Here is a 26,255-nt window from a genome sequence, read left to right on the forward strand (position 1 = left end):
GTCCGGGTCTCGCTATGAAGAGGGGGAGCCGCCTGTTGCTCCGCCCAATAGCGCCCCGATCTGGCGCGCGCCATCGATAGTTTGATAGTCCTGAAATTTGTCTCCGATCACCTGCATCCCGACCGGCAGACCGTCGACTTCCCCGATCGGCAAAACCGTTGCGGGCAGTCCCGGAAAGGTTATGATTCCGGCCCAGGCGAGCTGCGGAGCGGCGGGCAAATCAGCGCCATCGACAGCTATGTTACCCTGAAACACTTGCCCCTCATGATGCGGGAAGGCGGGCGTTGCGCTGACCGGGGCAAGGACAAAATCAAATTCGCCAAACAGATATCGCCATTGGCGATAAATGCGCGCCTGTATATCGCACAGATCAAACCAGTCGCGCGCTGTAGCCTGCGTGCCATCGGGCGCAGGCATGCCGCCCGCCATCGCAATATTGAGCATTTTGAGATAGCTCTGATGGGACTGTTCAAGATCAGGAACCAGATCACTGCGGCGGTCAACCTGCCCCCCGGCATCCTCAATCAGTCCAGCCACCCGATCGAGTTCCGCGCGATAGGCGCTGGCGCATCCGACCATCGGCTGTTCGTCGATCAACAGATATTTTGCACCCTTGATTTGCATGTCCTGCCGAGGCAGCGGGTGGTCAAGCGTGACCGAGAGCAAGGTCGCGAGATCTTCCGCCGACCGTGCGAGCGGCCCGCATACCGACAATGCCGGTCGCGCCGAGTCCGTTCCGGGATAGCCATGTCCTTCCAGCGTGATGATATCAAAAGTCGGTTTGTGGCCCCAGACCCCGCAATAATGTGCGGGCACCCGGATGGACCCACCAATGTCGCTGCCAAATTCGCAGGCCACCATGCCGCTCGCAACGGCGGCGGCCGAGCCGCCGGATGAGCCCCCGGGCGAACGGTCGAGATCATGCGGATTATGGGTGCGGCCATAGATCGGGTTGTTCGATTGCCAATCGGCCAATTCGGGCGGCGCATTAGTCTTGCCCAGAATGACAACACCAGCCCGTTTCAATCGCTGCACGACAATGGCATCCGACTGCGCGATATTGTTGCGGGCGTGCTCGAGGCCCCAGGTGGTCGGCAAGCCCGTGACATCAAAGCTTTCCTTGATTGTCATCGGCACGCCAAGCAACGGTGCCGTATCGCCACTCGCTCGCCGCGCATCGGCTTGGCGCGCCTGATCCATCGCGCGAACAAAATCACGAACGACGACAGCGTTTATGGGGCCATCCAGTTGCTCGATGCGCGCAATGGCGGCTTCGGTTGCCTCAACAGATGTTATTTTGCCTGACGTTATGTCAGCTGCGATTTGGGTTGCGGAGGGTTCGTCGGTTAGCCGGGTCATCGATCATCCTTCTCTCAACTATCATTCTATTTGTCGGGCAGGTTCCATTTATAGGCCGGAAGGCGCAGATTGTAACGAATAGCCGCTCCGCGCAGGAGAAACCCCGCTAGCGCTCCTATCACACCGGCAACCGATACCGGCACTGACAGAACCGTAAGGACAATGAACGAGGCCGATGCTAGAAATCCGGCTGAAATATAGATATTCTCACCCATGACCAAAGTGGTTTCCCCGACGATAATATCGCGCAATATCCCGCCGGCAACCGCAGCGATGCAGCCAATCAGGATCGCAGGAGCCGGATTGACGCCATATTCGAGAGCCTTTGCAGCTCCATAGACCGCATAGGCAGAGAGCCCGACAGCATCGAACCAGTCCAGCATATTTTCGCGCCACCAGCTCGACGGAACGAACCAGACCATCATGGAAGCGATAATCGCGACGATCGGAAGCGCATTGGATTGGGTCCAGAAAAGCGGCGCATCGATCATGATGTCGCGCACCGTGCCGCCGCCCATCCCCACGACCAGGCCAAGAAAGACAAAGGTCACGATGGTTTGATTTTTCCGCGCCGCCGCCAGCGCACCGGTTGCGGCAAAAAAAGCGATGGCGATGTAATTGAGGGCCCCGAGCACCGGTTCAAGGGAGATGTTGATATCCACCGCGGCGCTCGGCAATTCAGGCAGCACTAAATATGTATCGGCTTGCCCTGAACCGCCATGGCGGCTTCCTTGACCGCTTCGCTGTGCGTCGGATGGGCATGGCAGGTATAGGCAATATCTTCCGATGTCGTGCCGAATTCCATCGCCTGTGTTACCTGGGCAACCAAGGTGCCGGCCAGCGACGAGATGATATGCGCGCCGAGCACGCGATCGGTCTCGGCATCGGCAATCACCTTCACATAGCCATCGGTGTCGCGGTTGGTTTTCGCCCGGCTATTGCCGGCAAAGGGAAATTTGCCGACTTTATAAGCCAAACCGCTGTCCTTCACTTCTTCCTCGGTTTTGCCGATCGAAGCGATTTCCGGATAGGTATAGACCACCCCGGGGATCAGATCATGGTTCACAATGCCCTGCTGCCCCGCGACAAATTCCGCCGCGGCAATGCCTTCATCCTCGGCCTTGTGCGCGAGCATCGGTCCGGGCGTGACGTCGCCAATCGCATAGACGCCTTTGACCGCAGTCTGGAAATCATGACCGACTTCAATCTGGCCGTGCTTGTTGGTTTCCAGGCCCGCCTTGTCGAGCGCCAGGCCATCGGTATTGGGCTTGCGGCCGATCGCCACCAGCACGGCATCCGCTTCGATGGTTTCGGCATCCCCGCCCTTGGCCGGTTCCACGGTCAGCGTCGCTTTCTTGCCCTTGACCGACACGCCGGTCACCTTGGTGCCGGTTTTGATGTCAAAGCCCTGTTTCTTGAAAATGCGCGCGCTGTCCTTGCGGATATCGCCATCCATGCCGGGCAGGATCTGGTCGAGATATTCGACCACCGTCACCTTCGCGCCCAGCCGCAGCCAGACCGAACCCAGTTCGAGCCCGATCACGCCGCCGCCAATCACCACCATATGGTTTGGCACTTTCGGCAATTCGAGCGCCCCGGTGCTGTCAACGACGACATGCTTGCTGTTGTCAATCTCGACACCGGGCAGCGGGGTGACCGACGAGCCGGTGGCGATGATGATGTTTTTCGCGGTGACCGTCTTGTCCCCAATCTTCACGCTGTTCGCGCTTTCAAACGCGCCGCGGCCCTTGAGCCATTCGACCTTGTTCTTCTTGAACAGAAACGCAATGCCGCCGGTCAGTTCTTCGACTGCCTTGGATTTTTCCGCGTGCATCTGTTTGAGATCCAGCTTGGCACCGGTCAGCTTGATACCGAATTTCTCGAGCGCGCCGCTATGCGCCTCATGATAAAGCTCCGAAGCATGCAGCATCGCCTTGGACGGGATGCAGCCGACATTCAGACAGGTGCCACCCAATGTCTCGCGACTCTCCACACAAGCGGTTTTCAAACCCAGTTGCGCGGCGCGAATAGCCGCGACATAGCCGCCGGGGCCGGAGCCGATTACCAGAACATCATAGTCAAAATTGTCGGTCATATTTTCCTCTTTGTGCTCCGGGCGAAGACCCGGAGCGCTGGCGCCAGAGCGCAATCGTTACCTAAAACAAGCTTTCAAATAAATCGTTCCACTGGGGATTATTTTGCTCAATCAATTCGATTTTCCAGTTTCGATGCCATTTTTTCATTTGTCGTTCCTTGTTCCGGGCATCCTGAATATCGTCAAATTCTTCATACCAAACCAAAATTTTACACCCGGTGTCCTTGGAATATCCTGCCATCAGTCCGTTACGGTGTTCAAAAGTCCGTTTTGGCAGATTGCTTGTGACCCCCAGATAAGTTTTGCCCCGCTGACGGTTCGCCATCAGATAAACATAGCCCGGTTTGTTGCCCATTTGCCCTTGTCTTGAACCTTCGGCGCTCCGGGTCTGCGCCCGGAGCACAAATATGAACTCCTCTCACGTTCGCAGAATCGCCAATCACAAATCCTACAAATCAATCAAAAGCCGGGTCGGATCCTCAATCGCTTCCTTGATCCGGACCAGGAATGTCACCGCTTCGCGGCCGTCGATCAGGCGGTGGTCATAGCTGAGCGCCAGATACATCATCGGACGCGCCTCAATCGAGCCATCCGGCATCACCACCGGACGCTGCTCGATCCGGTGCAGGCCGAGCACCGCGGATTGTGGCGGGTTGATGATCGGTGTCGACATCAGCGACCCGAACACGCCGCCGTTGGAAATGGTGAACGTACCACCCTTCATGTCGGCCATGGTCAGCGTGCCATCCTTGGCCCGCTTGCCAAAATCGCCGATCGTGTTCTCGACATCGGCAAAGCTCATCGCTTCGGCATTACGGATCACCGGCACAACCAGACCATTGGGAGCGCTCACCGCGACCGAAATATCAACATAGTCATGATAGACAATCTCATCGCCATCAATCTGCGCATTGACCGACGGAACATCTTTCAGCGCGAGACAGGCGGCTTTGGCGAAAAAGCCCATGAAGCCCAGTTTGACGCCATGTTTCTTGGCAAACAGCTCCTTATACTTGCTGCGCGTTTCCATTACCGCGGTCATGTCGACATCGTTGAAGGTCGTCAGCAGCGCGGCCGTGTCCTGGGCTTCTTTCAGGCGCTTGGCAACGGTCTGCCGGAGCCGGGTCATCCGGACCCGCTCTTCATTGCGGGTCCCGCCTGCTGCCGGAGCCGCTGCAACCACGGACGGCTCAGCGCCCTTGGCACTGCCTTTCTCGACCAGCGGGGCCGGGGCACCACTTTTCACATATTGCTCGACATCATCCTTGGTCAGGCGGCCGTCCTTGCCGGTGCCCTTGATCTGGCTGGGGTCAACCCCATGTTCGAGCACCAGGCGGCGTACCGCCGGAGACAAGGTCATCGCCGCCGTGCTGTCAGCGGGTTCGGCGGCAGCTGCGGGCGCTGGTGCCGCGTCGGCTTTTGGCGCCGCTTTGGCCGTACCGCCGCCGCTTCCGGCTTCGATCGTGGTGATGACCGCGCCAACTTCGACCGTATCGCCGACTTCGACCTGCAGCGCGCCGAGCACGCCGGCTTCCGGCGCAGGCACTTCCAGGGCGACCTTGTCGGTTTCGAGGCTCGCGATCGGTTCATCGGCAGCCACACTGTCGCCTGGCTGCTTGAGCCATTCGCCCAGTGTTGCTTCGGTTATCGATTCGCCCAGTACCGGGACTTTTACATCTGTTGCCATCGTCTTATGCTCACTTTCATCGGCGGAATTTTCCACACATAATCACTATTTTACCGGATGCCCCAACGCTTCCGCAACCAGCTGCTCCTGCTGGTCCTTGTGCCGCGACGCCAGACCAGTAGCCGGCGAGGCGCTGGCCACCCGTCCGGCATAGACCGGATCAGCCGGACCGACTTTCGCCTGTTCCAGACAGTCCTCAAGATAGGGCCGCACGAAATGCCAGCTGCCATTATTGCGCGGCTCTTCCTGGGCCCAGACCAGTGTTTCGAGATTTTTCATCCGTTTCAGCCGGACCACGAGCGGCTCGGACGGGAACGGATAGAGCTGTTCGATCCGGACAATCGCGGTGTTCTTGTCCTTTGCTGCGTCACGCGCTTCCATCAGATCATAAGCGACCTTGCCGGAACAGAGCACCAGCCGTTTCACATCCTTGTCGGCCGGCGGATTGAGATCCGACTTGATCCGCATGAAGTGATGATCGCCCTGAAACTCTTCGGCGCTCGATACGGCCGACTTGTGACGGAGCAGCGACTTGGGTGTCATGATCACCAGCGGCTTGCGGAAACTGCGCAGCATCTGGCGGCGCAGAACGTGGAAATAATTGGCCGGGGTGGTGATATTCGCGACCTGGATATTGTCCTGGGCGCAGAGTTGCAAAAAGCGTTCGAGCCGCGCCGAACTATGCTCCGGCCCCTGCCCTTCATAGCCGTGCGGCAACAGCATCACGAGCCCGTTGGCGCGGAGCCATTTCGCTTCACCGCTGGCAATGAACTGATCAATCATGATCTGCGCGCCATTGGCAAAATCACCAAATTGCGCTTCCCACAGGACCAGTGTTTTCGGATCAGCGCCGGCATAGCCATATTCGAAGCCGAGCACGCCATATTCGCTCAACGGACTGTCGAGCACTTCGAACCGGCCGTGCGGAACGGTGCTGAGCGGGACATATTTTTCTTCGCTTTGCTGATCGACCCAGACGGCATGGCGCTGCGAAAAGGTCCCGCGTCCGCTATCCTGGCCGGACAGGCGCACATTATACCCTTCCGCAACCAGCGAACCATAAGCCAGGGCCTCGCCGGTCGCCCAGTCGAAATTTTCCCCGGTTTCGAACATCTTCGCCTTGGCATCGAGCACCCGGCCGAGCGTCTTGTGAATCGCATGGCCGTCGGGCACCGTGGTCAGCGTCCGGCCGAGACTGTCAAACAGCTTGCCATCAATCGCGGTCTCGACATTGCGCCGCGCGGTTTCCGGATCGGCCGGGGCATGCAGACCCTGCCAGCGTCCGCCAAACCAGTCGGCCTTGTCTGCCTTGTAATCCGCTGCCGCCTTGAACTCGGTTTCGAGATGATCGGCAAAGGCCTTGCGGGTGCCGGTGGCCCAGTCGCCGTCGATCACGCCTTCCTCGATCAGCCGTTGCTCATAAAGCGTGCTGACCTTGGGATGTTTCTTGATCGCGGCATACATGATCGGCTGCGTAAAGCTGGGTTCGTCGCCTTCATTATGGCCAAAGCGGCGATAGCACCACATGTCGATAACAATGTCGCGGTTGAACCGCTGGCGAAACTCGATCGCAATCTTGCAGGCAAAGGTCACCGCTTCGGGATCGTCGCCATTGACATGGAAAATCGGCGCCTGCACGCCTTTCGCCACATCGGACGGGTAAGGCGAGGAACGCGCAAATTGCGGACTGGTGGTGAACCCGATCTGGTTGTTGATGACGAAATGGATACAGCCGCCAGTATTATAGCCGCGGATGCCCGAGAAACCGAGACATTCCCAGACAATACCCTGCCCGGCAAAGGCCGCATCCCCGTGGATCAGCACTGGCAGAACCTGATCATGCTTTTCCAGATCATCACGCGCCACCTGTTGCGCGCGGACCTTGCCGAGCACCACCGGATCCACCGCTTCGAGATGGGACGGGTTGGGCACCAGCGACATATGGACGCTAATCCCGTCAAATTCGCGATCGCTCGACGTGCCGAGATGATATTTGACATCGCCGGACCCGCCAACATCCTCCGGATTGGCCGAACCGCCATGAAATTCGTGGAAGATCACTTTATAGGGCTTCGCCATGACATTGGCGAGAATGTTCAACCGCCCGCGATGCGCCATGCCATAGACAATATCACGGACACCCGACTGGCCGCCATATTTGATGATATTCTCGAGCGCCGGCAACATCGATTCGCCGCCATCGAGTCCGAACCGTTTCGTGCCGACATATTTGCGGCCGAGAAACGCTTCATATTCCTCGCCCTCGATCACCTTGTTGAGGATCGCTTTCTTGCCTTCCGGGGTAAACTGGATCGCGGCGTCCTTGCCTTCCATCCGGTCCTGCAAAAAGCGCCGCTCTTCGGTGTCGGCGATATGCATATATTCAAGGCCCACCGAACCGCAATAATTGGCCCGCAACACGGTCTCGATCTCGCGGATGGACGCAGTTTCGAACCCCAGCACGCCGCCGAGATAGACAGGCTTGTCCATTTCATCGGCCTTGAAACCGTGAAATTCCGGAGTCAGATCCGCCGGTTCCTCCAGCTTGGAAAGCCCCAGCGGATCAAGATGGGCACCGAGATGCCCGCGCACGCGGTAGGTCCGGATCAGCATCATCGCGCGGATCGATTTCTCGGCCGCCAGCGCCACTTCGGCATCGGACATTGTCACACCCGATTTCGCGGCAGCCGCCTTGATCTCGACACCCATTTGCGTGGGGTCCAGCGCGCTGTTCAGTTCATCGGCATCGTCGACCGGCCAATGTTTCTTCTGCCAGCTGGGGCCCGGTTCCTTTTCGGAGCCAACACCAAATTCCTGATTTTCAAAGCCCATAGTCTTGATCCGCTTTATATTGCTTGTATTCCCGCGAAGGCGGGAATCTCCCGTCGATCAGCGCAACAGATTCCCGCCTGCGCGGGAATACTGCTACTTTATTATGTCAGGCCAGAGGTCGCGCCATTCTGGATTTTGCTCTTCAATCCGCTTGGTCTTCCAAGACCTGTCCCACTTTTTCATTCGTCGCTCTGTATCCCGTGCTTCCTGAATATCGTCATATGCTTTGAACCAAACCAGCAAACAGCAATGATATGTTTTCGTAAACCCTTCGACCAATCGGTTTCGATGCTGATAAACTCTTTTGATCAGATCGCTTGTAGAACCGATATAAATCGGACCGTTTTTCCGATTCGCCATGATGTACGCAAATTCGGGTTTTAACGCTCCCATCCCAACCTTCCTGTGTCCCCGCGCAGGCGGGGACCTTTCTTCCGATTTCGAGAAGGTCCCTGCCTGCGCAGGGACACATATGTTTTCAAATATCCTAAACCGTTTCCTTCAGCATTGCGTCGAGCGTTGTGCCCAGTTCGCTCGGGGAAGGCGACACGCGAATGCCAGCCGCTTCCATCGCCGCGATCTTGTCTTCCGCGCCGCCCTGGCCGCCGGAAACAATGGCACCGGCGTGGCCCATGCGGCGGCCCGGAGGCGCCGTAAGGCCGGCGATAAAGCCAACCATCGGCTTGCTGCGGCCTTTCTTGGCTTCATCAGCGATAAATTGCGCCGCCTCTTCTTCCGCGCTACCGCCAATTTCACCGATCATGATGATCGACTTGGTGTCGTCATCCGCCAGAAACAGCTCGAGCACGTCGATAAAATTGGTGCCGTTGACCGGATCACCACCAATGCCCACCGCTGTGGTCTGGCCAAGGCCGACGGCTGTGGTCTGGTGGACCGCTTCATAGGTGAGCGTACCGGACCGCGAAACCACGCCGACCGAGCCCTTTTTGAAAATGCTGCCGGGCATGATGCCGATCTTGCATTCATCGGGAGTCAGGACGCCGGGGCAATTGGGGCCGATGAGCCGCGACTTCGAGCCTTGCAGCGCCCGCTTGACCCGGACCATGTCGAGGACCGGCACACCTTCGGTAATCGCAACGATCAGTTCGATTTCGGCGTCAATCGCTTCGAGGATGGAATCTGCGGCAAATGGCGGCGGCACATAGACCACCGAAGCCGTCGCACCGGTGGCGTCCTTGGCTTCGGCTACCGTGTCATAGTTCGGCAAACCGATATGCGTGGTCCCGCCCTTGCCGGGAGTTACGCCTGCGACCATTTGCGTGCCATAAGCCAGCGCCTGTTCGGTATGGAACGTGCCGGTATTCCCGGTCATGCCCTGGGTTATGACTTTGGTATTCTTGTCAATTAAGATGCTCATTGTTCCATTTCTCCAACAAAATCTGCTTTCAGCGCCAACCCATTAAACTGTGTCAGTGCAATGATCGGGCTTCCCACCGGTACGTAAAAAATCTCAAAACTGTCATGGCCTTCGGCATAGCCCGGAGTCCAGTTGGTCACCGTAATCTCATCCCGGTCCAGACTGCGGGTCGGCTCGCGGTCGACCCATTTCTGGCCATCGACGGCGGTAATCTGCCGGGTTTCCTCGACATCATAAAGGCGGCATCCGTTGACGAACGTGTCGCCCGATTCCACCCGTGAAATGATGATGTCGAGCCGCTCTCCAGCGATGGTTTTGGTGAACACGCGCGTGTCCGACATTCGCTCGTCCGGACCGTCGAGCAGCTTGCCACCGGCTTGCCGACCGACTGCCAGCAATCGGCCCAGCGGGCTGTCTTCTGGCGGTATCTCGGCCGTCCAGTTCTGATCCTGCAGATCTTTTTCAACCTGCTCGACACTGGCGATATTTCCACAGGCCGCGCCAAAAGCTTCCAGCACAGCAGCGGACGGATAAGGCGCAGCAGCCGGTGTGGCGGCCACCTGCGCGGCGAAGATCAGCGACAAACTCACGCCAGGCTTGAATCCAGACCCTTGCACGCTTCCAGCAATTCCTTCACCGCATCGACCGATACGTTGAAATTGGCCTTGGCTTCATCGCTCAGCTCAATCTCGATAATCTTCTCGACGCCATCCTTGCCGATAATCACCGGCACGCCGACATAGAGGTCATCGACGCCATATTGGCCGGTCAGATGGGCCGCGGCCGGGAGCACACGGCGTTTGTCCTTGAGATAGCTTTCCGCCATCATGATCGCGCTGGTTGCCGGCGCATAATAAGCCGAGCCATTGCCGAGCAGGCCGACAATCTCGCCGCCACCGCCGCGGGTCCGCTTGACGATCGCATCGATTTTATCTTGCGTCGTCCAACCCATCTTGATGAGATCGGGGATCGGAATACCGGCCACTGTCGAATAGGCTGGCACCGGAACCATCGTATCGCCATGGCCACCGAGAACGAACGCGGTGACATCTTCGACCGATACTTCAAATTCATCGGCAAGAAAATGACGGAAGCGCGCGCTGTCCAATACGCCTGCCATGCCGACAACCTTGTTATGCGGCAGTCCGGAAAATTCACGCAGCGCCCAGACCATCGCATCGAGCGGGTTGGTGATGCAGATGACAAACGCGTCGGGCGCATTGGCCTTGATGCCTTCGCCGACCGCTTTCATGACTTTCAGGTTGATCCCGATCAGGTCATCCCGGCTCATGCCCGGCTTGCGTGCAACGCCAGCGGTTACGATGATGACATCGGCACCGGCAATATCGGCATAGTCGTTCGAGCCTTTGAGATTCGAGTCGAAACCATCGACCGGAGCGGCCTGGCTGAGATCCAGCGCCTTGCCCGCAGGCATGCCTTCGGCAATATCAAACAGGACGACATCGCCCATTTCCTTTGACGCTGCGAGATGAGCAAGCGTTCCACCGATCATGCCAGCGCCGATCAGCGCAATTTTGTTACGGGCCATTGGGAAAATTCTCCTGAAATCAGAGTCGTAGAAAAACGTAGCGTTGGATTAGGCTTATCCACAGGCAATTTCAACAGCATAAAGCACCAATTTGCGGGCTATCTTTGTAAATAGTTCGCAATAGCAATAATGGGGTGTCGGGGGAGGAAATTTGCTTCAAGCGCGTGGCTGGTGGGGGGAGTTTTTGTTTGACCCTCAAGCGCCGGGATTCCTTTTTGACCTCAGGCGCCGGGCGCGGGAGTTTTTAATCAACCTCAAGCGCCGGGCGGCGACATCCGTCGCCTTGGCTACGCGCCAGTAGGCGCGGCGGCCGGTCGGCCTTGCCTCGCTACGCTCGGTTATATGACCTCAAGCGAACCACTAATCCGACGCATCGCGTCGGCAAGCGCGACCGCGCGCCCGAGCTTATGCGAGGAAAGCCAAGCGGGCGGATGCCCGCGCCCGGCGCTTGAGGTTCAAAAAAGACTCTTTGCCAAGTGCAGGCGCGCGGGCCATGATGCTCAAAAAACAGTCAGGAGAGAACAGCCCATGCTCAGCAAAGGCGATGATTATCCGTTGCACCAGACGCCGGAACCAATGGCGGTATCCGGGGGTAATCGGAATTTCTACGACCGCTATTTCTTCAACGGCTACAGCGCCGATGGCCGCCTGTTCTTCGCGGCAGCCCTGGGGGTCTATCCGCAGCTCGACATCATGGATGCCGCCTTTTGTGTCTCGATCGACGGCCAGCAGCATAATCTGCGCGCATCCAAGCGCATGGGCAGCGAACGACTGGATCTGACCGTCGGGCCGATCACAGTCGAGATTGTCGAACCGCTCCAGACTTTGCGTCTGATCGTGACCGCCAATGACAGCCCGATCACCGCCGATATCACCTTGACCGCGCGGCATCAGCCGATTGAGGAACCCCGTTTCATCCGCCGCGATGGCCCGCGCCTGTTCATGGACTATACCCGGCTGACCCAGAATGGCCGCTGGTCCGGTTCGATCACCATTGACGGTAAGGCCATTCCGCTCGACCCCGCTACCCATGTTGGTACCCGCGATCGCAGCTGGGGAATCCGGCCGATTGGTGCACCCGAATCCCAGCCGCCGCCCGCTGGCGCGATGCCGCAATTCTGGTGGCTGTGGACGCCGCTGAATTTCCCCGATCACGCCTGTTTCTTTCACAGCAATGATGACGGGGAAGGGCAACCCTGGAATCGCCGTGGGGTGATTGATCCAATCGATTCCCCGGCACTCGAGTTCGATCCGCCAGGTCTCGATATCCACTATCATCCCGGTGGCCGCAGGATCCGCCAGGTCGCTCTGAAAACCGCGGACGGCGGCCTGTCGATCACCCCGCGCACCGGTGATGCGACGCGCACCTTCTATATGTCTGGACTGGGCTATATGCATCCGGTCTGGGGACACGGGATGGATCACGGACCACTGGAAACCGCTTATGATGTTATCGATCTGGCCGCGGTTCCGGCGAACGACATGCTCTATATCCATATCCAGGCGCTGAGCGACGCGGTGCTAACCGGTGCTGAAGCCACTCACGAAGGTATCGGTGTGGTCGAGCAGCTGTTTGTCGGCCCGCACCAGAGCAGCGGTCTCCAGGGCCTAATGGATCCCGCGTCATGAGCCCCGCTTTCCCGCTGCGTCCGGAAGAATTTCAAACGGATTTTGTCGAACAGGTTTTCGCGGCGCCGGCGGGAGCCTTGCGAACAATGACCTATGCGCCGGTGGGCACCGGACAGGTCTGTGACAGCTATCGCTTCACCTGTGACTGGGCGAATGAGGATGGCCCGGCGACCTTCATCGCCAAATGCCCCAGCGCCGATCCGGTCAGCCGGGCCGCGGCGGCGATTTTCCATCTCTATGACATGGAAACCGGGTGGTACCGGGATATTGCGGCGCAGACCGGTGTCGACTGTCCGGGCTGCTATCACGCCGCAATTGGCGAGGATGAAACCCAGTTCGTGCTCATGCTGGAAGATATGGCCCCGGCCGGACAAGGCGACCAGCTGGCGGGTGCGACGTTGGCTCAGGTTGAATCCGCCATAAGAGAAGCGGCCAAGCTCCACAGTTTTCGGCCCGAACAGGGCGCTCTGGAGGATTATCCCTGGCTGCTCCATGCCGCCGGCAATGCCGACTATATGCGACAATCGCTGCCGGCCATTTATCCGCAATTCTGCAAGCGGTTTGCCGGGCGACTCAGCGCTGATATCCTGGCCATGGGACAGCAGTTGATCGATCAGTTTGATCGCTATCTCCCGGCCGAACCCGATCAACCCTGTGTCACCCACAGCGATTTGCGGCTCGACAATATCCTGTTCAACGCCGACGGATCCCGCGCGATACTGGTCGACTGGCAGACGGTCACGCTCGGCAATCCCGCCAGCGATATTGCCTATCTGATCGGCACCAGCTTTGCCGATCCCCAAGACCGCGCCGCCGCGGAACCGAAACTGGTTGCCGACTATCTCGACCAGCGCCGCGATCACGGCGTTGCAGAAGATCCCGAGCGCTTCTGGATCGCCTATCGCCGATCCGCCTTTGCCGGATTCATCATGGCGATCAACGCATCGATCCATGTCGAACAAACCGAACGGGGGGACGAGATGTTCGCGGTCATGGCGGAACGGCCAGCCCAAATGGCCTTGGATCTCGACAGTTTGAGTTTGCTGTAACGGCCTGAAAGATCCGGCTCCAAACTCTGCGGTTTGGGGCGTGGAGATACTGCCCTCACGCGGAGCGGCTGGCGAAGGGAGGAGAAGAGTCTTTGTTGGACCTCAGGCGCCGGGCGGGCGCATCCGCGCCCTTGGCTATCCTCCCCCGGATCAAGTCCGGGGTCGGGCGCGCGGTCGCGCTTGCCGACGCGGTGCGTCGGATTGGTGCCTGGCTTCAGCTCAAATAACCGAGCGTAGCGAGGCAAGGCCGACCGGCCGCCGCGCCTTATGGCGCGATAGCCAAGGCGACGGATGTCGCCGCCCGGCGCTTGAGGTTAAATAAAAAATCCCCGCGCCTGAGGTCCAAAAAAACCATTCTCCTCCTGGCAGCCCAACCGAGTGGAGTTAAATCACCGCGACACTTTTTCCCCGGTGCCATGACCCAAGGCCAGATAATCATCCGATTGCATCTCGATCAGCCGCGAAGCGGTGCGTTCAAATTCGAAACTGCCATCGCCCTCGGGATAAAGCGCATCCGGCTCTGCATCGGCGCTGCACAGCAGTTTGACCTTATATTCGTATAGCGCGTCGATCAGCGTCACGAAACGCGCGGCTTCGTTGCGGTTCTCCTTTGAAAGCACCGGGATACCGACGATGATGACGCTGTGAAACTTGCGTGCAATGGCGAGATAGTCGGGCGCGCCCCGGGCGTCTGCGCAGAGTCGCTTGAACGAGAAAACCGCGACGCCCTTGAGCGCCTTGGGAACATGCATGTGGCGACCGCCATGCACCGGAATATCCTCTGACGGGACATGGGCACGATCTTCCGGCGGATAGTCGGTCAGCCGGAAAAAGGCCTCGCTCAACGCCGCCGTTGCTTCCGGTCCGTTGGGCACGTGCCACAGGTCGACACCGCCGAGACGTTCGCGGCGATAGTCGGTCGGTCCATTGAGCGAGATCACATCGAGACGAGTGTTCAGCAGATCGATAAAGGGCAGGAAATGCTCGCGGTTGAGACCATCCTTGTAGAGATCGACCGGCGGCCGGTTCGACGTTGCGATCAGGGTCACGCCAGCCTCGACCAGACCGGTAAACAGCCGCGACATGATCATCGCATCGGCGCTGTTGTTCACGACCATCTCGTCAAACGCGAAAAACCGCGCTTCCGCGGCCAGGGCGGCCACCACCGGCAGGATCGGATCGCCAATTTCCTTTTTGCGCTCGACATTGAGCCGCGCATGGACATCCAGCATAAACTCATGGAAATGCGCGCGTTTTTTCTGGTTTATGGCAAGGCTATCGTAGAACAGGTCCATCAGCATCGACTTACCGCGACCAACCCCGCCCCACATGTAAATGCCTTTGGCGGCCGCCGGCTTTTTGGCAAACATCCGCCACAGGACACTGCCACGCGGCGGTACCGCTTCGAGCTCCTCCTGCAACCGCGCCATACGCATGACGCAGGCCTCCTGATCGGCGTCCGGTTTCAACTCTCCTTGCGCAATCAATGCCTGATAGCGGTCGAGAAAAGCGCTCATTGGCCGGTTTTTTTCTGCGGTGGTGCTTTTTTCACAATGGCGGTGAAGGACGCCATATTGTCGGTCCCGTCGCCTTGCACCACCAGGCCCCGGAGAAACAGAAAGCGCCCGGTTTCCCGCGCCACTTCGACCTGGGCTTCGAGTGGCTCGCCGAGGCGCGCGGCGCCGATAAAATGAGTCTGCAATTCCATGGTGACCGCCGGTCCCGACGGGCCGAGATCGAGCACGCGCATCGCGGCAAACAGCGCGCAATCGATAAAGCCCATCATCGTGCCGCCATGAACGACATCACCGAGATTGCGATGCTTGCGTTCGGGGAACATCCTTATGCGCGCAATGCTGTCCGCCACACCGTCACCGCCACGACGCATGATCATCGGGCCGAGAAAGCTGTTATAGCAATCGGGGTCGCGCAACTGCCAGCGATGCCAGCCGGGATGATCCGGGTCGGGCTCGCTAATGAAAAAGGCGGGTTCGGCGTCAGACATAAGAGCCGCTGCCTGTGCTCAGACTTCGCGCGCGGCGGTCATTTTCTTGATTTCGGCAATTGCTTTTGCCGGTGACAGGCCCTTGGGACAGGCATTGGCACAATTCATGATCGTGTGGCAGCGATAGAGCCGGAACGGGTCCTCGAGCTCGTCGAGACGTTCGCCGGTCATTTCATCGCGGCTGTCGGCAAGCCAGCGATAGGCTTGCAAAAGAATGGCCGGGCCGAGAAACTTGTCGCTGTTCCACCAGTAGCTCGGGCAGCTGGTCTGGCAACAGGCGCACAGGATGCATTCGTAGAGACCGTCGAGCTTGGCGCGATCTTCGGGAGACTGCAGTCGCTCCTTTCCCGATGGCGTCGGCGTTACCGTTTTCAGCCAGGGCTGAATCGACGCATATTGAGCATAAAAATGGGTGAAGTCCGGAACCAGATCCTTGATCACTTCCATATGCGGCAAGGGCGTGATTTTCACTTCATTGCTGCAATCTTCAATCGCGGTGGTGCAGGCCAGGCCATTTTTGCCGTCAATATTCATCGCGCAGGATCCACAAATGCCTTCGCGGCACGAGCGGCGGAAGGTCAGGGTCGAGTCCTGCTCGCCCTTCATCTTGATCAACGCGTCCAGAACCATCGGTCCGCACTCGTCCGTATCGATCTTGAACGTGTCATAGCGGGGATTTTTGCCGCTATCAGGATCATAGCGATAGACTTTAAACGCTCTCGTCTTGCCACCGGTCAGCGCTTCATGCACTTCACCGGTTTTGTGAATCTTGCTGTTTTTCGGGAGCGTAAAAGTTGCCATGAACTCGTCTCTTGCTGCTGGCGAAATAATAAGTGTCGCATGATTTCGTCGGGTTGGACTGCATACATAGCCAGTTTTCGGTCAAACTCAATAACAAAGCCAAGATCGAACGCGGGTTTTCGCAATGGGTTATCGGTTGCGCATCGGACGGTGGCATCGCTGAAAAAAAACGCTAAAGCAAAACCATGACCAACCAAACCCGCGCCGAAAGACCAGAGCAGAATGAACAGCTACGGTTGCATGGCGCCAATCCCACCCTGATCTGGGGCATGTCGAACGCCGAGCGGCTCCGTCGCTTGATGGCGAAGCTGGAAGGCTCGGTACAAGGGTCGATCTGGGCGCATCTCGATTATGTCTTCGATCCGCAATGGCTGCGCCATATTCAGGATCATCCCGATGCGGTTCTGACCTTGGACGGCGTCCCGGTGCTCGCGCATGTCACTGATGCCGCGGACAGAGTGACACTGGATGCCGGGCAGGTTCCGGACCGGATGCAGGCGATCGAGTTTCGCGACAAACCGCAAATCCACAATCACGGCCTGCGCAAGCTCGAAACCCCGTTTGTCCGGGCGCTGACGCCCGATTCGGTGCGGGCGATTGAACGGGAAAGCTATTTCGGCGCCTATAAGGGCGTGACCGATGTGCTGACCAAATATCTCTGGCCGGAACTGGCGCTGGTGCTGACGCGCTGGGCCGCGCGGATCGGCATGACGCCCAATATGGTCACCGGCATCGGCGCGATTGGCTGTATCGCCGCGACAGTCCTGTTCTATTATGGCTATTTCTGGTCCGGCGTGGCTGCCGGATTTGTGTTCATGGTGCTCGATACGGTCGATGGCAAGCTCGCGCGCTGCACGATTACCTCGTCCTATTGGGGCAATATTTTCGATCACGGGCTCGATCTGGTGCATCCGCCTTTCTGGTGGGTGGCCTGGGCCTTCGGGCTGCACGCCGTCGGCCTGCCGCTATCCTCCGACCAGCTGGTCTTTGCGCTGGGTGTCATCCTGGTCGGCTATGTCGCGCAGCGGCTGATCGAGGGCGCGTTCATTCTGGCCTTTGACCAGCATATCCATGTCTGGCGACCGATCGATTCCTGGTTCCGGCTGATCACGGCGCGGCGCAATCCCAATATGGTGATCCTGGTCGTTTCGCTGCTCGCCGGCCGTCCGGACCTCGGCCTGCTTGGCGTTGCCTGGTGGACGTTGATCTCGCTGATCGTTCATGCCATTCAACTGGTGCAGGCCGGGATCGTGAAGCTGCGCGGCGGCGCGATTATCTCCTGGCTTGATCAACCGGAAGGTCCGCCTCATGCTCAATGACACGATTCTGCAAATTTGGCCATCCCGCAACCCTGATCCGGGACTATGACCATTGGGTCGTTCTGCTGCGCCCGGCGCAGGTGAACCTGGGTTCGATGATTGTCGCGGCCAAATCCGATGCCGAGGATTTTGGCGACCTGTCGCCAGCCCATTTTGCCGAATTGCAGACCGTCACCGGCGATTGCAGCGCGGCGCTGGCTGCCTGTGTGGACCATCAGAAACTGAACTGGCTGATGCTGATGATGGTCGATCCCCATGTCCATTTCCATCTCATCCCGCGGTATGACGGGACCCGGGAATGGCAGAATATCAGTTTCCTCGATCACAGCTGGCCGGGGCCGCCCGCGCTGGGTGACGCGGTCAAGCTGACCGATGATCAGATCGCCGCCGGCGCAGCCTGGCTGGGATCGGCCTTTCCGCAATAACGTCCCGCCGGAATCAGGCCTTCAATTGCGCCAGCCAGCTGTCGGTTAGCGCGGTTGCGGTTTCGACATCGTTGAGAAAGTCGACTTCAGCCCACTGCTTGCCCGCAATCGAGGTCGTCCCGACCTGGCCGCCCGGCGCAAGGGCATCAATAATCTTCAGATACCAGTTTTCCACCCCCGCCGGTGTCCGCATATAGTCCCGGACCTTCTCGCGGAACAGACTGCCGCCTTCGCCGCGAAAGGCAAGAAAACCGATCGATTCCGCCTGACTCTGACTGGCAGTCAGGGTCTTGCCAATCGCGGTCAGCCGGTCTCCGACCAGCGAGACCTTCATGTCATCGCTGTCATAGCGATCCTTGATGTCGATGGTCACCGCAATCGGCCAGCCTTCGGATTGCTGCACGGTGGCGACAATATCTTCCGAGATCAGCGTGTCGCCATTGAGGATCAGGAAATCGCCGTCCATCACGTCGCGGACGATCCAGCAGCTGCCAAGATTGTCGGCGACTTTGTAGAACGGGTTGAAGTGCACCGTAATGTTCATACCCGCCTGCTGCAACGGCTCGAGTTCCGCCTCGACCATCGCGGTCATGAAACCGGTCACGATATGAAATTCGCGCACCCCCTGTGCCGCCAGGGTCTCGATCTGCCAGCGGATCAGGCTCTTGCCAGAAAAATCGATCAGGCATTTGGGACGTTCGGCGGTCAGCGGCAACAGGCGCGAGCCTTGACCGGCGCTCAGGATGATTACTTTGTCGATCATATTGGCAATGGGCCTTTATCGAGATAGGGCGGTTTTACCGATGCTTAGAACCAAGTCCACAAAAGCTCAATGCCATAGCGACGCGTCCCGGCGGCGCTCTGCCGCGCGCGGCGATATGCCCGGAGGGAACCGTTGACCGAGCGTACCGGCATTGGCCGTATCCTCGTCAACACCGGCTGGCTGCTCGGGGGGAAAGGCTTTGGCGGTGTCCTCAGCCTGTTCTATCTCGCCATATTGACCCGGACGCTCGGGGTCGAAGGCTTCGGCCAGTTTGCGCTGATCACCGGAACCGCTCAGGCGATTGCCCTGCTGGTGACGTTTCAGACCTGGCAAGTGGTGATCCGCTTTGGCGCGCATTATCTCAAGGGCGAGCAGAACCGGCAGAAGCTCGGACGGCTGGTCGGCCTATGCACGTTGCTGGATATTGCCGGCGCCCTCGCTGGCTGCGCGCTGGCCTATTTTGCGGTTGGCTGGCTTGCGCCCTATTTCGGCTGGAGTCCGGCGCTGACCGATCAGGCGCTCTATTTCGCCTTGGTCATTCTGCTCTCGATCAAGTCGACCCCGACCGGCATCTTGCGCGTCGAGAACCGCTTCGATCTCGCCGCTTTTGCCGAAGCGATCATCCCGCTGGTGCGGCTGATCGGCACATTGATTGTCTGGTTTACCGATCCCAGCCTGATGCATTTTCTGATCGTCTGGGCGCTGTCCGAGCTGATCCATGCGATCGGTTACTGGGCCCTCGCTTTGTGGCAAAGTCGTGATATCCTGTCGCCGCGCTTTCTGCCCCAGGCCCGCCGGTCGTTCGCCGAGAATGACCGCATTGGCGAATTTATCTGGGTCTCCAATCTCGGCTCGTCTCTCGCCGGCATCAGCCAGAATCTCGGCCTGCTGATCGTCGGCTATTTTGTCGGCCCGACCGCCGCGGGCCTCTATCGCCTCGCCAGCCAGCTCAGTGTCGCGATGACCAAAATCTCTATCCTGCTGTCCCGCGCGATATTTGCCGAGGTCAACCTGGTCCGCGCGGAACAGGATACCGAGGCGATGCGGCAGCTGTTTCGCAAGACCACAAAGCTGCTGTTCATCACCGGCGGTACCGTGATCGCGGTGGTGGCGCTGCTCGGCAAACCCGCCTTGCTGTTGATGTCGGGCCCTGAATTTCTACCCGCCTATCCGCTGCTGATCCTGCTCGCGACCGCCGCGTCGATCGATCTCGCCGGCGCGATTTACGAACCGACGCTGCTCTCCGGCAGCGGTGCCCGCACCGCGCTGATGCTCCAGGCCATTGTCGCGATGCTGTTCATCGGTGCCATCCTGACCGGCCTGCATTTTTTCGGAGCGATCGGCGCCGCCGGTGCGATGGTGGTCACCGCGCTGATAAGGCTGCTTCTCTTTGGCCAGGCCGCGCGGCGCAATCTCGCCCGTGGCTAGTCTTGCGGGCTGTTGTCCTGCGCCGCCAATATCGCTTCAACCAGCGCGAGGTCCGCCGGCTTGTCAACATCAATACAGGCCTCCGCCTGGGTCATCCGGACCAGCTTGATGCGCAATCCGAGCTTGGCGCCCACCCGGTCTACCAGCTGGTCGATGGTCAGCACCCGCAACAGCGCCAGCAGCAGCAGCCAGGGTCCGAAAATGGTCAGGATTTTCCAACCCTTTTTGCGATCCTGCTCCACTTCGGCCCAGTAGCGCAGGATTTCGCGCGCGGCGGGGCTGCCGAAATAGAACAGATTGGCGCCGCTAAACTGTCCGCCGCGCAGCGACAGCCAGGTCCGTTTGGAATCCGGATAGCGCGCCAGCAAAACCGGTTTTTCGACCACCGCGATCGCGATATCGACGCCCGTCGCAGCGGTCAGAAATTCGTCGATCATCGCGGGGTTCAACAGCACATTATCCGCTGTTGTGATGGCCAGCGGATAGGCTGTATCCGGCTGATCAAGCAACCCCTCTAGCGACGTGGCGATTGTCGCCTGGCTGGTGACCTGAGCCACTTGCGCGTCCGCCAGCAGGGCGGCGGTGTCGGGATGGCTGTTGAGCGGCCCATAATCCTGCGCGAGCAACGACAGCTTGCCGATCCGGGCATGGCCAAGCAATGTCGTCATCACATGGGCGAGCATCGCGCGCCCGGCGATCGGAACCAGCGCCTTGACCGGGACATTGGCGGCCACCGCCAACGGGTCGGCCACCGGCCGACTGCCGGCCAACAGGATCGCATCGGCACGGGCCGGCGGCGGCTTTTGCGGATCCCCATCCTGACTCATTGGCGACTATCGAAAAAGGCGATCATGTCGTCGAGCACCGGGCCCTTGCTGCGAAACGGCTTGGCGATTGCCATCATGATTTCGATATGATCCATATCCGGATATTCGACATATTCCGCGTCGCCGCCAGCGGCGAGCATGCGATCCCGCAGAGCCTTGCTGTTGCGCGGTTCAACCTGGGTGTCTTCTGTCCCCGACGACAACCACAGGGGCGGTGCATCGGGCCGGACGAAATTGACCGGCTGCGTCATTTCGGGTTTGTGATAGGACCCGAAACTGTTCTTCGTGGTTTCGGAATCGAACGGATAGAAATCATAGGGCCCGGCCAGCGCGCCGACCCCCTTGATCAGGTCAGGACTTTTGCCTTCGCGGCCTAGCCATTGCCGGTCGAGCGCCAGCATCATCACATTATAGGCGCCAGCCGATTGACCCGACAGGAAAATCCGCTCCGGGTCACCGCCAAATTGGGCAATATTGTCATGCACCCAGGCGACCGCTTTGGCGCTGTCTTCGAGAAAGCCCGGAAAGGCGGCATCCGGAAACAGGCGATAATCCGGCAAAACCGTCAGATATCCGCGATGCGCCAGCGCGCGGCCAGCAAAGGCATAATGATCCTTCGCGCCGGCCCGCCAGCCGCCGCCATAGATGAAGATCACCACCGGACTTTTTTCACCCCTGGTTGCCGTCGGCGCCCAGATGTTCAGACCAAGCTGGCGTTCAGAGTCGTACATCTGGTTGCGGATCAGCAATTTCGCATTGCCATCGCCCGGGATGATATTGTTGACCATGTCCAGCTGGCGCGGACCCGGCTGGGCAAAAAACCAACTGGCCAGGCCAGCGACCGCGATGGCCACAATGCCCAATGTGATAAGCCATTTCATGCGCTATCGTCCTTCATTCCGCCCATGCTTTGTTTACAGCGCCTTAGCCAGCCGATCCGGCGCTGGCAATGGCATGTGGTTTTCTCTGCTGGTGCTTCGCTCGACTGGGACCACCATTCGGCCTAGGATGGCCGGAACAATCAAAGGAAACGGCATATGACGATCCATCAGCTTGTCTACGCATCCCATCCCTTCGGCTTTGATGAAGCCATGCTCAATGGCATATTGGCTGGCGCCCGGCGGTTCAATGCCGACCATGATATCACCGGCTCCCTGATCTGCCGCCAGGACCTGTTCCTGCAATTGCTCGAAGGGCCGGAGCCAGTGATTGGTCCGCTCTATCGCCGGATTGCCGAAGACGACCGCCATGTCGAAGTCGTGAAACTGCTAGACCGCTCGGTTGACCACAGGCTCTTTCCGGAATGGGCCATGCGCAGTGATCCGGCGCAATCCTGGCTCTGGGACAGCGATGCGATCAAGGACGGTGCGATCGGCCGGGCAAGCCCGGACGAACTGATCGCGGTCTTTGAACGCAGCGCGGTAACAGAACAAAGCTGATCCCGCATAGCCTGATCGGCACTCCGGGCGAGCGGCAAACAGCCGGTGGAAAGCAACATGGCAGAAGAAATGCCGCGCTCCCGGACGCCTATATTCACCACATCCAGTCGTCCGCTCTGATGACCCAATCTTGATGTTGGATACGATTTCCGGCATATTTGCCGTCTTGGTTCCATTGGGAAGGCACTGGAGAGGATATTGGAAAAGGAAATGTCATGGCCACCTCCCAACAGGCACCCATCGCACCGGCAGTGGTTGCCAGTGATCTTACACTCGCGGATCTGCGCGCTGCGCTGATAGCCGGCTGGAAGGATTTCAGGGCCTATCCGCTCTTTGGCCTGTTTTTCGGGGCGATCTATGTGATCGCCGGCCTGTTTCTCTATTTTGCCCTGTTTGAACGCGGCGAGATTGTATGGCTGGTTCCCGCTGCCGCCGGTTTCCCGCTGCTCGCGCCGTTTATTGCGGTGGGCCTGTATGAAGTGAGCCGGCGGCGCGAGGCTGGCCTACCGATCCAGTGGCGCGGCGTGCTCGGCGCGTTGCGCGGGCATGGCGATGAACAAATTTTGAGCATGGGCGTCATCCTGTTCGTGGCCTTCGGCTTCTGGCTGATGGTTGCACACGGCATTTTCGCGATTTTCCTGGCTGAATCCGGCATTGGATCGGAGTCGCTGGCGCTGTTTCAGACCGGCTCCGGGATCGCGATGCTGCTGGTTGGCGGGCTGGTCGGCGCGCTGATGGCGCTGGCTTTCTATGCGATCACCGTGGTCAGCCTGCCGATGCTGGTCGACCGCGAAGTGGATTTTATCACCGCGATCATTGTCAGCCTGGCGACGGTCCGATCAAACAAGCCTATCCTGCTATGCTGGGCCATGGTGATTGCGGTCGCCCTGTTTGTTGCGATGCTGCCGCTGTTTCTCGGCCTGCTGATCGTTCTGCCCGTCCTCGGACACGCGACCTGGCACCTGTATCGCCGCGCGGTCGGTCCCGCCGGCGGCTAACCGGTCGGCAGCATCCCATAAAAAAGGCGACCCGCAGGCCGCCTCTTTCGCAAATTCGATAGGGAAAGCAGATCAACGTTTCGAGAACTGGAAGCTCTTACGCGCTTTCGCCTTACCATATTTTTTACGTTCGACCTTACGGCTGTCGCGGGTGAGGAAGCCAGCCGCCTTGACCGTCGACCGCAGCGCGGGCTCATATTTGGTCAGAGCCTGCGAAATACCATGCTTGACCGCACCCGCCTGGCCGGACAGGCCGCCGCCCTTGACGGTGACGTCGACATCATATTGGCCTTCCCGCTCGGTAATGGCGAAAACCTGATTGAGCACCAGACGCAGGGTCGGGCGCGCAAAATAGGTTTCCTGATCGCGGCCGTTGACCGTGATCTTGCCTTTGCCAGGCTTCAGCCAGACCCGGGCAACCGCGTCTTTCCGGCGGCCGGTCGCATAGGCGCGGCCATATTGGTCGAGCTCCTGCTCGCGCAGCGGCATGGTCGATACGGGTGGTTCTACGGTCTCTGCAGCAGCCTCGTCACCGGCTGCAGCCGGAGCGTCGACGACAGCAGCGCCGGCAATGTCTTTCAGATCAGCGAGATCGGTTTTGACGTCGTCTTTGTTGTCGGTAGCCATTATGCGCTCACCTTGTTCTTGCGGTTCATGGAAGCCACGTCGAGCGGCTGTGGGTTTTGGCCGGCATAAGGATGCTCGGTGCCATTGAAGAGGTGCAAGGCACGCATCTGGGCAAAGCCGAGCGGGCCTTTTGGAATCATGCGTTCAACCGCTTTTTCCAGAACACGCTCGGGAAACTGGCCTTCGAGAACCTTTTCCGCTGTGCGCTCTTTCAAGCCGCCGGGATAGCCGGTGTGCTTGTAATAGACTTTCTGCTTGGTCTTGTTGCCGGTGAACTTCACCTTGCCGGCATTGATCACGATGACATGATCGCCGCAATCGACATGCGGGGTGTAGCTTGGCTTGTGCTTGCCGCGCAATATGTTGGCAATGATCGTGGCGACACGGCCGACAACCAGATCTTCGGCATCAATAATATGCCATTTTTTCTCGACGTCTGCGGGTTTGACCGACTGCGTCTGTTTGGTGATAGCCTTCATGGGCTTGAACTCCCTTTGGAGATAAAACGAATCAAAATGATAAAAGCCGAGCGCAAAAGCCCGGCCGATCGCGGCGCTAATGACCGGAATTGGCCCTCAAGTCAAGCAAAAGCGCGGGATTGCTGGCGGGTATAATGATACCGTCAGCTATATTGGGTCTGTTCGTCGAGCCAGCTTGCATAGTCCGGATCGGTCCGGTCGGCATGCCAGCAGAGGATCGCAGGCGTGTCATAACTGTGCAGCGTTTTAAGGCGCGCCATGGCGGAGGGAGCGCGGGTCTCGGTGGTCTTGAACAGGACCGGAAATTCCTCTTCCGTCTGCAAGGCGCCGTCCCAGCGATATTGCGAGAGCGCCGGCGCCAGATGATTGGCACAGGCCACCGCGCCTTCCATGATCAGCGTCTCGCCAACGGCCCGGGCCTCATCCCGCGATCCGAACAGCGTGTAGATCAACGCGGTGCGGTCGGTCATTGCGCGGAACCAGGCCGCTGCTCGCGACCGAGCAGATGCACGCCCCAAGCGGTGGCGGCGACGACCAGTGCGCCGACGGCCTGATGCAAGACCGCAAGCGTGATATCGATATTGGTCATCACCGTGGCGATGCCGAGCAATATCTGGATGCCGAAAGCGCTGTGGATCGCAATCGAAGCCGCGCGCGACTGGCGCCGGATCTTGCGGGCCAGCACAATCAGAAAGCCCACCGCAACCCAGGCCCACCAGCGGTGGATGAAGTGGATCAGATAGGGATCATTGTTGAGCGCCGCCCACAAACCAAAGCTCATGTCGATGCCACCAGGGACAAAATAGTCGTTCATCAGCGGCCATGTATTGGCGACATAACCGGCATTGAGACCCGCAGTATAGGCTCCGAACAGCAGTTGCACGAACAGCACCGCGATCACCGCGCCGCCAAGCCCGGTCACCCGGGCATTGCTGGTCTGTCCTTTGGCCGATTGCCGCAAGTCCAGCGCGGTCCAGATCAGCGCAGCGAGAATGAACAAAGCCAGCAGCAAATGGGTCGCCAGGCGAAAGTGGCTGACATCGGTCAATTCGGTCAGGCCGGAGCTGACCATCCACCAGCCGATCGCTCCCTGCAACCCGCCCAGCGCGAGCAGACCGGTCAAGCGCCAGGCATAGCCGGCGGGAATGGCCCGCTTCAACGCGAACCAGGCGAACGGCAAAGCGAAAGCCAGACCAATTAGACGACCCAGCAACCGATGGACCCATTCCCAGAAATAGATGAATTTGAAGTCGGCCAGGGTCATGCCGGCCGGACCGCTAATCTCGATATATTCGGGAATCTGCTTGTATTTTTCAAATTCCGAGACCCAGTCCGATTCGTTCAGCGGCGGTATCGCGCCCATGATCGGCTTCCATTCGGTAATCGACAGACCCGATTCGGTCAGCCGCGTAATGCCGCCGACAATCACCATGATGAACACCAGAAAAGCGACCGAAAACAGCCAGTTGGCTATGGCGATCGGGCGCGTGTCAGCCGCTCCGTTGTGCGGCACAGAAGAGTCGGCAAGCGAGGTCATGGCCGCCTATGTGGTGGCAAATGTCCGGC

General features: G+C 59.0%; 27 protein-coding genes. 7 read left to right on the forward strand and 20 right to left on the reverse strand.

Translation table 11 applies throughout. The annotated features are described in order from the left end of the window. Positions 1 to 12 precede the first annotated feature (12 nt). From ACZ1GS_RS16390 to mdh, 10 genes are all read right to left on the reverse strand, one after another. Positions 13 to 1,359 carry an amidase family protein gene (locus tag ACZ1GS_RS16390; protein ID WP_472696237.1) on the reverse strand — a complete coding sequence of 449 codons (1,347 nt, stop codon included), beginning with the start codon at positions 1,357 to 1,359 and terminating at the stop codon, positions 13 to 15. Positions 1,360 to 1,385: 26 nt separating this feature from the next. Then, positions 1,386 to 2,048 carry a trimeric intracellular cation channel family protein gene (locus tag ACZ1GS_RS16395; protein WP_472696238.1) on the reverse strand — a complete coding sequence of 221 codons (663 nt, stop codon included), beginning with the start codon at positions 2,046 to 2,048 and terminating at the stop codon, positions 1,386 to 1,388. Beyond that, the gene (lpdA, locus tag ACZ1GS_RS16400) at positions 2,048 to 3,454 is read right to left on the reverse strand and encodes a dihydrolipoyl dehydrogenase (protein WP_472696239.1); all 1,407 of its coding nucleotides are present in this window, start codon (positions 3,452 to 3,454) and stop codon (positions 2,048 to 2,050) included. Before lpdA ends, ACZ1GS_RS16395 begins: the two co-directional genes overlap by 1 nt. 61 nt (positions 3,455 to 3,515) lie before the next feature. Further along, positions 3,516 to 3,809, reverse strand: a complete 294-nt coding sequence (locus ACZ1GS_RS16405) for a GIY-YIG nuclease family protein (RefSeq protein WP_472696240.1) — start codon at positions 3,807 to 3,809, stop codon at positions 3,516 to 3,518. A gap of 93 nt (positions 3,810 to 3,902) precedes the next feature. Continuing rightward, positions 3,903 to 5,141: a 2-oxoglutarate dehydrogenase complex dihydrolipoyllysine-residue succinyltransferase gene (gene odhB, locus ACZ1GS_RS16410; protein WP_472696241.1), complete on the reverse strand. Its 1,239-nt coding sequence runs from the start codon at positions 5,139 to 5,141 to the stop codon at positions 3,903 to 3,905. Between the two features lie 45 nt (positions 5,142 to 5,186). After that, complete coding sequence (locus ACZ1GS_RS16415; protein ID WP_472696242.1) at positions 5,187 to 7,973, reverse strand: 2-oxoglutarate dehydrogenase E1 component; 2,787 nt, start codon at positions 7,971 to 7,973, stop codon at positions 5,187 to 5,189. Positions 7,974 to 8,066: 93 nt separating this feature from the next. Next, the gene (locus ACZ1GS_RS16420; protein ID WP_472696243.1) at positions 8,067 to 8,366 is read right to left on the reverse strand and encodes a GIY-YIG nuclease family protein; all 300 of its coding nucleotides are present in this window, start codon (positions 8,364 to 8,366) and stop codon (positions 8,067 to 8,069) included. 94 nt (positions 8,367 to 8,460) lie between these two features. Then, positions 8,461 to 9,351 (reverse strand): succinate--CoA ligase subunit alpha, encoded by an 891-nt coding sequence (gene sucD, locus ACZ1GS_RS16425; RefSeq protein ID WP_207986729.1) that lies wholly within the window; start codon positions 9,349 to 9,351, stop codon positions 8,461 to 8,463. Next, positions 9,348 to 9,941, reverse strand: coding sequence for a hypothetical protein (locus tag ACZ1GS_RS16430; protein ID WP_472696244.1), 594 nt, complete (start codon positions 9,939 to 9,941; stop codon positions 9,348 to 9,350). The genes sucD and ACZ1GS_RS16430 overlap by 4 nt, the downstream gene beginning before the upstream one ends. Then, complete coding sequence (mdh, locus tag ACZ1GS_RS16435; RefSeq protein WP_472696245.1) at positions 9,938 to 10,900, reverse strand: malate dehydrogenase; 963 nt, start codon at positions 10,898 to 10,900, stop codon at positions 9,938 to 9,940. Before mdh ends, ACZ1GS_RS16430 begins: the two co-directional genes overlap by 4 nt. Before the next feature lie 528 nt (positions 10,901 to 11,428). Between mdh and ACZ1GS_RS16440 the strand changes: the two genes are divergently transcribed. Both ACZ1GS_RS16440 and ACZ1GS_RS16445 read left to right on the forward strand, forming a co-directional pair. Further along, positions 11,429 to 12,529 (forward strand): Rv3169 family protein, encoded by a 1,101-nt coding sequence (locus ACZ1GS_RS16440; protein WP_472696246.1) that lies wholly within the window; start codon positions 11,429 to 11,431, stop codon positions 12,527 to 12,529. After that, positions 12,526 to 13,578, forward strand: a complete 1,053-nt coding sequence (locus ACZ1GS_RS16445; protein ID WP_472696247.1) for a phosphotransferase — start codon at positions 12,526 to 12,528, stop codon at positions 13,576 to 13,578. The genes ACZ1GS_RS16440 and ACZ1GS_RS16445 overlap by 4 nt, the downstream gene beginning before the upstream one ends. 389 nt (positions 13,579 to 13,967) lie before the next feature. On the opposite strand, the gene zapE is transcribed toward ACZ1GS_RS16445, so the two are convergent. The 3 genes from zapE to ACZ1GS_RS16460 are packed head-to-tail and all read right to left on the reverse strand — an operon-like array spanning position 13,968 to position 16,384. Next, positions 13,968 to 15,095: a cell division protein ZapE gene (zapE, locus tag ACZ1GS_RS16450; protein WP_472696248.1), complete on the reverse strand. Its 1,128-nt coding sequence runs from the start codon at positions 15,093 to 15,095 to the stop codon at positions 13,968 to 13,970. Then, positions 15,092 to 15,583, reverse strand: a complete 492-nt coding sequence (locus ACZ1GS_RS16455; protein ID WP_472696249.1) for a PaaI family thioesterase — start codon at positions 15,581 to 15,583, stop codon at positions 15,092 to 15,094. Before ACZ1GS_RS16455 ends, zapE begins: the two co-directional genes overlap by 4 nt. A gap of 18 nt (positions 15,584 to 15,601) precedes the next feature. Then, positions 15,602 to 16,384, reverse strand: a complete 783-nt coding sequence (locus ACZ1GS_RS16460) for a succinate dehydrogenase iron-sulfur subunit (RefSeq protein ID WP_472696250.1) — start codon at positions 16,382 to 16,384, stop codon at positions 15,602 to 15,604. 185 nt (positions 16,385 to 16,569) lie between these two features. Here ACZ1GS_RS16460 and ACZ1GS_RS16465 point away from each other — a divergent pair, with 185 nt between their 5' ends. Further along, entirely contained in the window at positions 16,570 to 17,703 is a 1,134-nt protein-coding gene (locus ACZ1GS_RS16465) for a CDP-alcohol phosphatidyltransferase family protein (RefSeq protein WP_472696251.1), read from the forward strand. Continuing rightward, complete coding sequence (locus ACZ1GS_RS16470; RefSeq protein ID WP_472696252.1) at positions 17,700 to 18,128, forward strand: HIT family protein; 429 nt, start codon at positions 17,700 to 17,702, stop codon at positions 18,126 to 18,128. Before ACZ1GS_RS16465 ends, ACZ1GS_RS16470 begins: the two co-directional genes overlap by 4 nt. Before the next feature lie 13 nt (positions 18,129 to 18,141). On the opposite strand, the gene ACZ1GS_RS16475 is transcribed toward ACZ1GS_RS16470, so the two are convergent. Then, complete coding sequence (locus ACZ1GS_RS16475; protein ID WP_472696253.1) at positions 18,142 to 18,891, reverse strand: phosphocholine cytidylyltransferase family protein; 750 nt, start codon at positions 18,889 to 18,891, stop codon at positions 18,142 to 18,144. 132 nt (positions 18,892 to 19,023) lie between these two features. Here ACZ1GS_RS16475 and ACZ1GS_RS16480 point away from each other — a divergent pair, with 132 nt between their 5' ends. Continuing rightward, positions 19,024 to 20,319, forward strand: a complete 1,296-nt coding sequence (locus ACZ1GS_RS16480) for a lipopolysaccharide biosynthesis protein (protein ID WP_472696254.1) — start codon at positions 19,024 to 19,026, stop codon at positions 20,317 to 20,319. On the opposite strand, the gene ACZ1GS_RS16485 is transcribed toward ACZ1GS_RS16480, so the two are convergent. Next, complete coding sequence (locus ACZ1GS_RS16485; RefSeq protein ID WP_472696255.1) at positions 20,316 to 21,146, reverse strand: NTP transferase domain-containing protein; 831 nt, start codon at positions 21,144 to 21,146, stop codon at positions 20,316 to 20,318. The genes ACZ1GS_RS16480 and ACZ1GS_RS16485 overlap by 4 nt on opposite strands. Then, the gene (locus ACZ1GS_RS16490) at positions 21,143 to 22,027 is read right to left on the reverse strand and encodes an alpha/beta hydrolase (protein WP_472696256.1); all 885 of its coding nucleotides are present in this window, start codon (positions 22,025 to 22,027) and stop codon (positions 21,143 to 21,145) included. The genes ACZ1GS_RS16485 and ACZ1GS_RS16490 overlap by 4 nt, the downstream gene beginning before the upstream one ends. Before the next feature lie 156 nt (positions 22,028 to 22,183). Between ACZ1GS_RS16490 and ACZ1GS_RS16495 the strand changes: the two genes are divergently transcribed. Together ACZ1GS_RS16495 and ACZ1GS_RS16500 are read left to right on the forward strand one after the other, a co-directional pair. Further along, positions 22,184 to 22,585, forward strand: a complete 402-nt coding sequence (locus tag ACZ1GS_RS16495) for a BLUF domain-containing protein (RefSeq protein WP_472696257.1) — start codon at positions 22,184 to 22,186, stop codon at positions 22,583 to 22,585. 215 nt (positions 22,586 to 22,800) lie between these two features. Next, positions 22,801 to 23,583 carry a DUF2189 domain-containing protein gene (locus tag ACZ1GS_RS16500; RefSeq protein WP_472696258.1) on the forward strand — a complete coding sequence of 261 codons (783 nt, stop codon included), beginning with the start codon at positions 22,801 to 22,803 and terminating at the stop codon, positions 23,581 to 23,583. Positions 23,584 to 23,655: 72 nt separating this feature from the next. Here the strand turns inward: ACZ1GS_RS16500 and rpsI are convergent, their stop codons facing one another. The 4 genes from rpsI to ACZ1GS_RS16520 all read right to left on the reverse strand — a co-directional run bounded on the left by rpsI (position 23,656) and on the right by ACZ1GS_RS16520 (position 26,226). Further along, positions 23,656 to 24,210 (reverse strand): 30S ribosomal protein S9, encoded by a 555-nt coding sequence (gene rpsI / locus ACZ1GS_RS16505; RefSeq protein WP_472696259.1) that lies wholly within the window; start codon positions 24,208 to 24,210, stop codon positions 23,656 to 23,658. Beyond that, the gene (rplM, locus tag ACZ1GS_RS16510; RefSeq protein WP_472696260.1) at positions 24,210 to 24,689 is read right to left on the reverse strand and encodes a 50S ribosomal protein L13; all 480 of its coding nucleotides are present in this window, start codon (positions 24,687 to 24,689) and stop codon (positions 24,210 to 24,212) included. The genes rpsI and rplM overlap by 1 nt, the downstream gene beginning before the upstream one ends. Before the next feature lie 143 nt (positions 24,690 to 24,832). After that, positions 24,833 to 25,159, reverse strand: a complete 327-nt coding sequence (gene cutA / locus ACZ1GS_RS16515) for a divalent-cation tolerance protein CutA (protein WP_472696261.1) — start codon at positions 25,157 to 25,159, stop codon at positions 24,833 to 24,835. Further along, a complete protein-coding gene (locus tag ACZ1GS_RS16520; RefSeq protein ID WP_472696262.1) occupies positions 25,156 to 26,226 on the reverse strand; it encodes a COX15/CtaA family protein in 1,071 nt (356 codons plus the stop codon). Before ACZ1GS_RS16520 ends, cutA begins: the two co-directional genes overlap by 4 nt. Positions 26,227 to 26,255: the final 29 nt, after the last annotated feature.

The sequence above is a fragment of the Parasphingorhabdus sp. W113 genome, assembly GCF_055693205.1.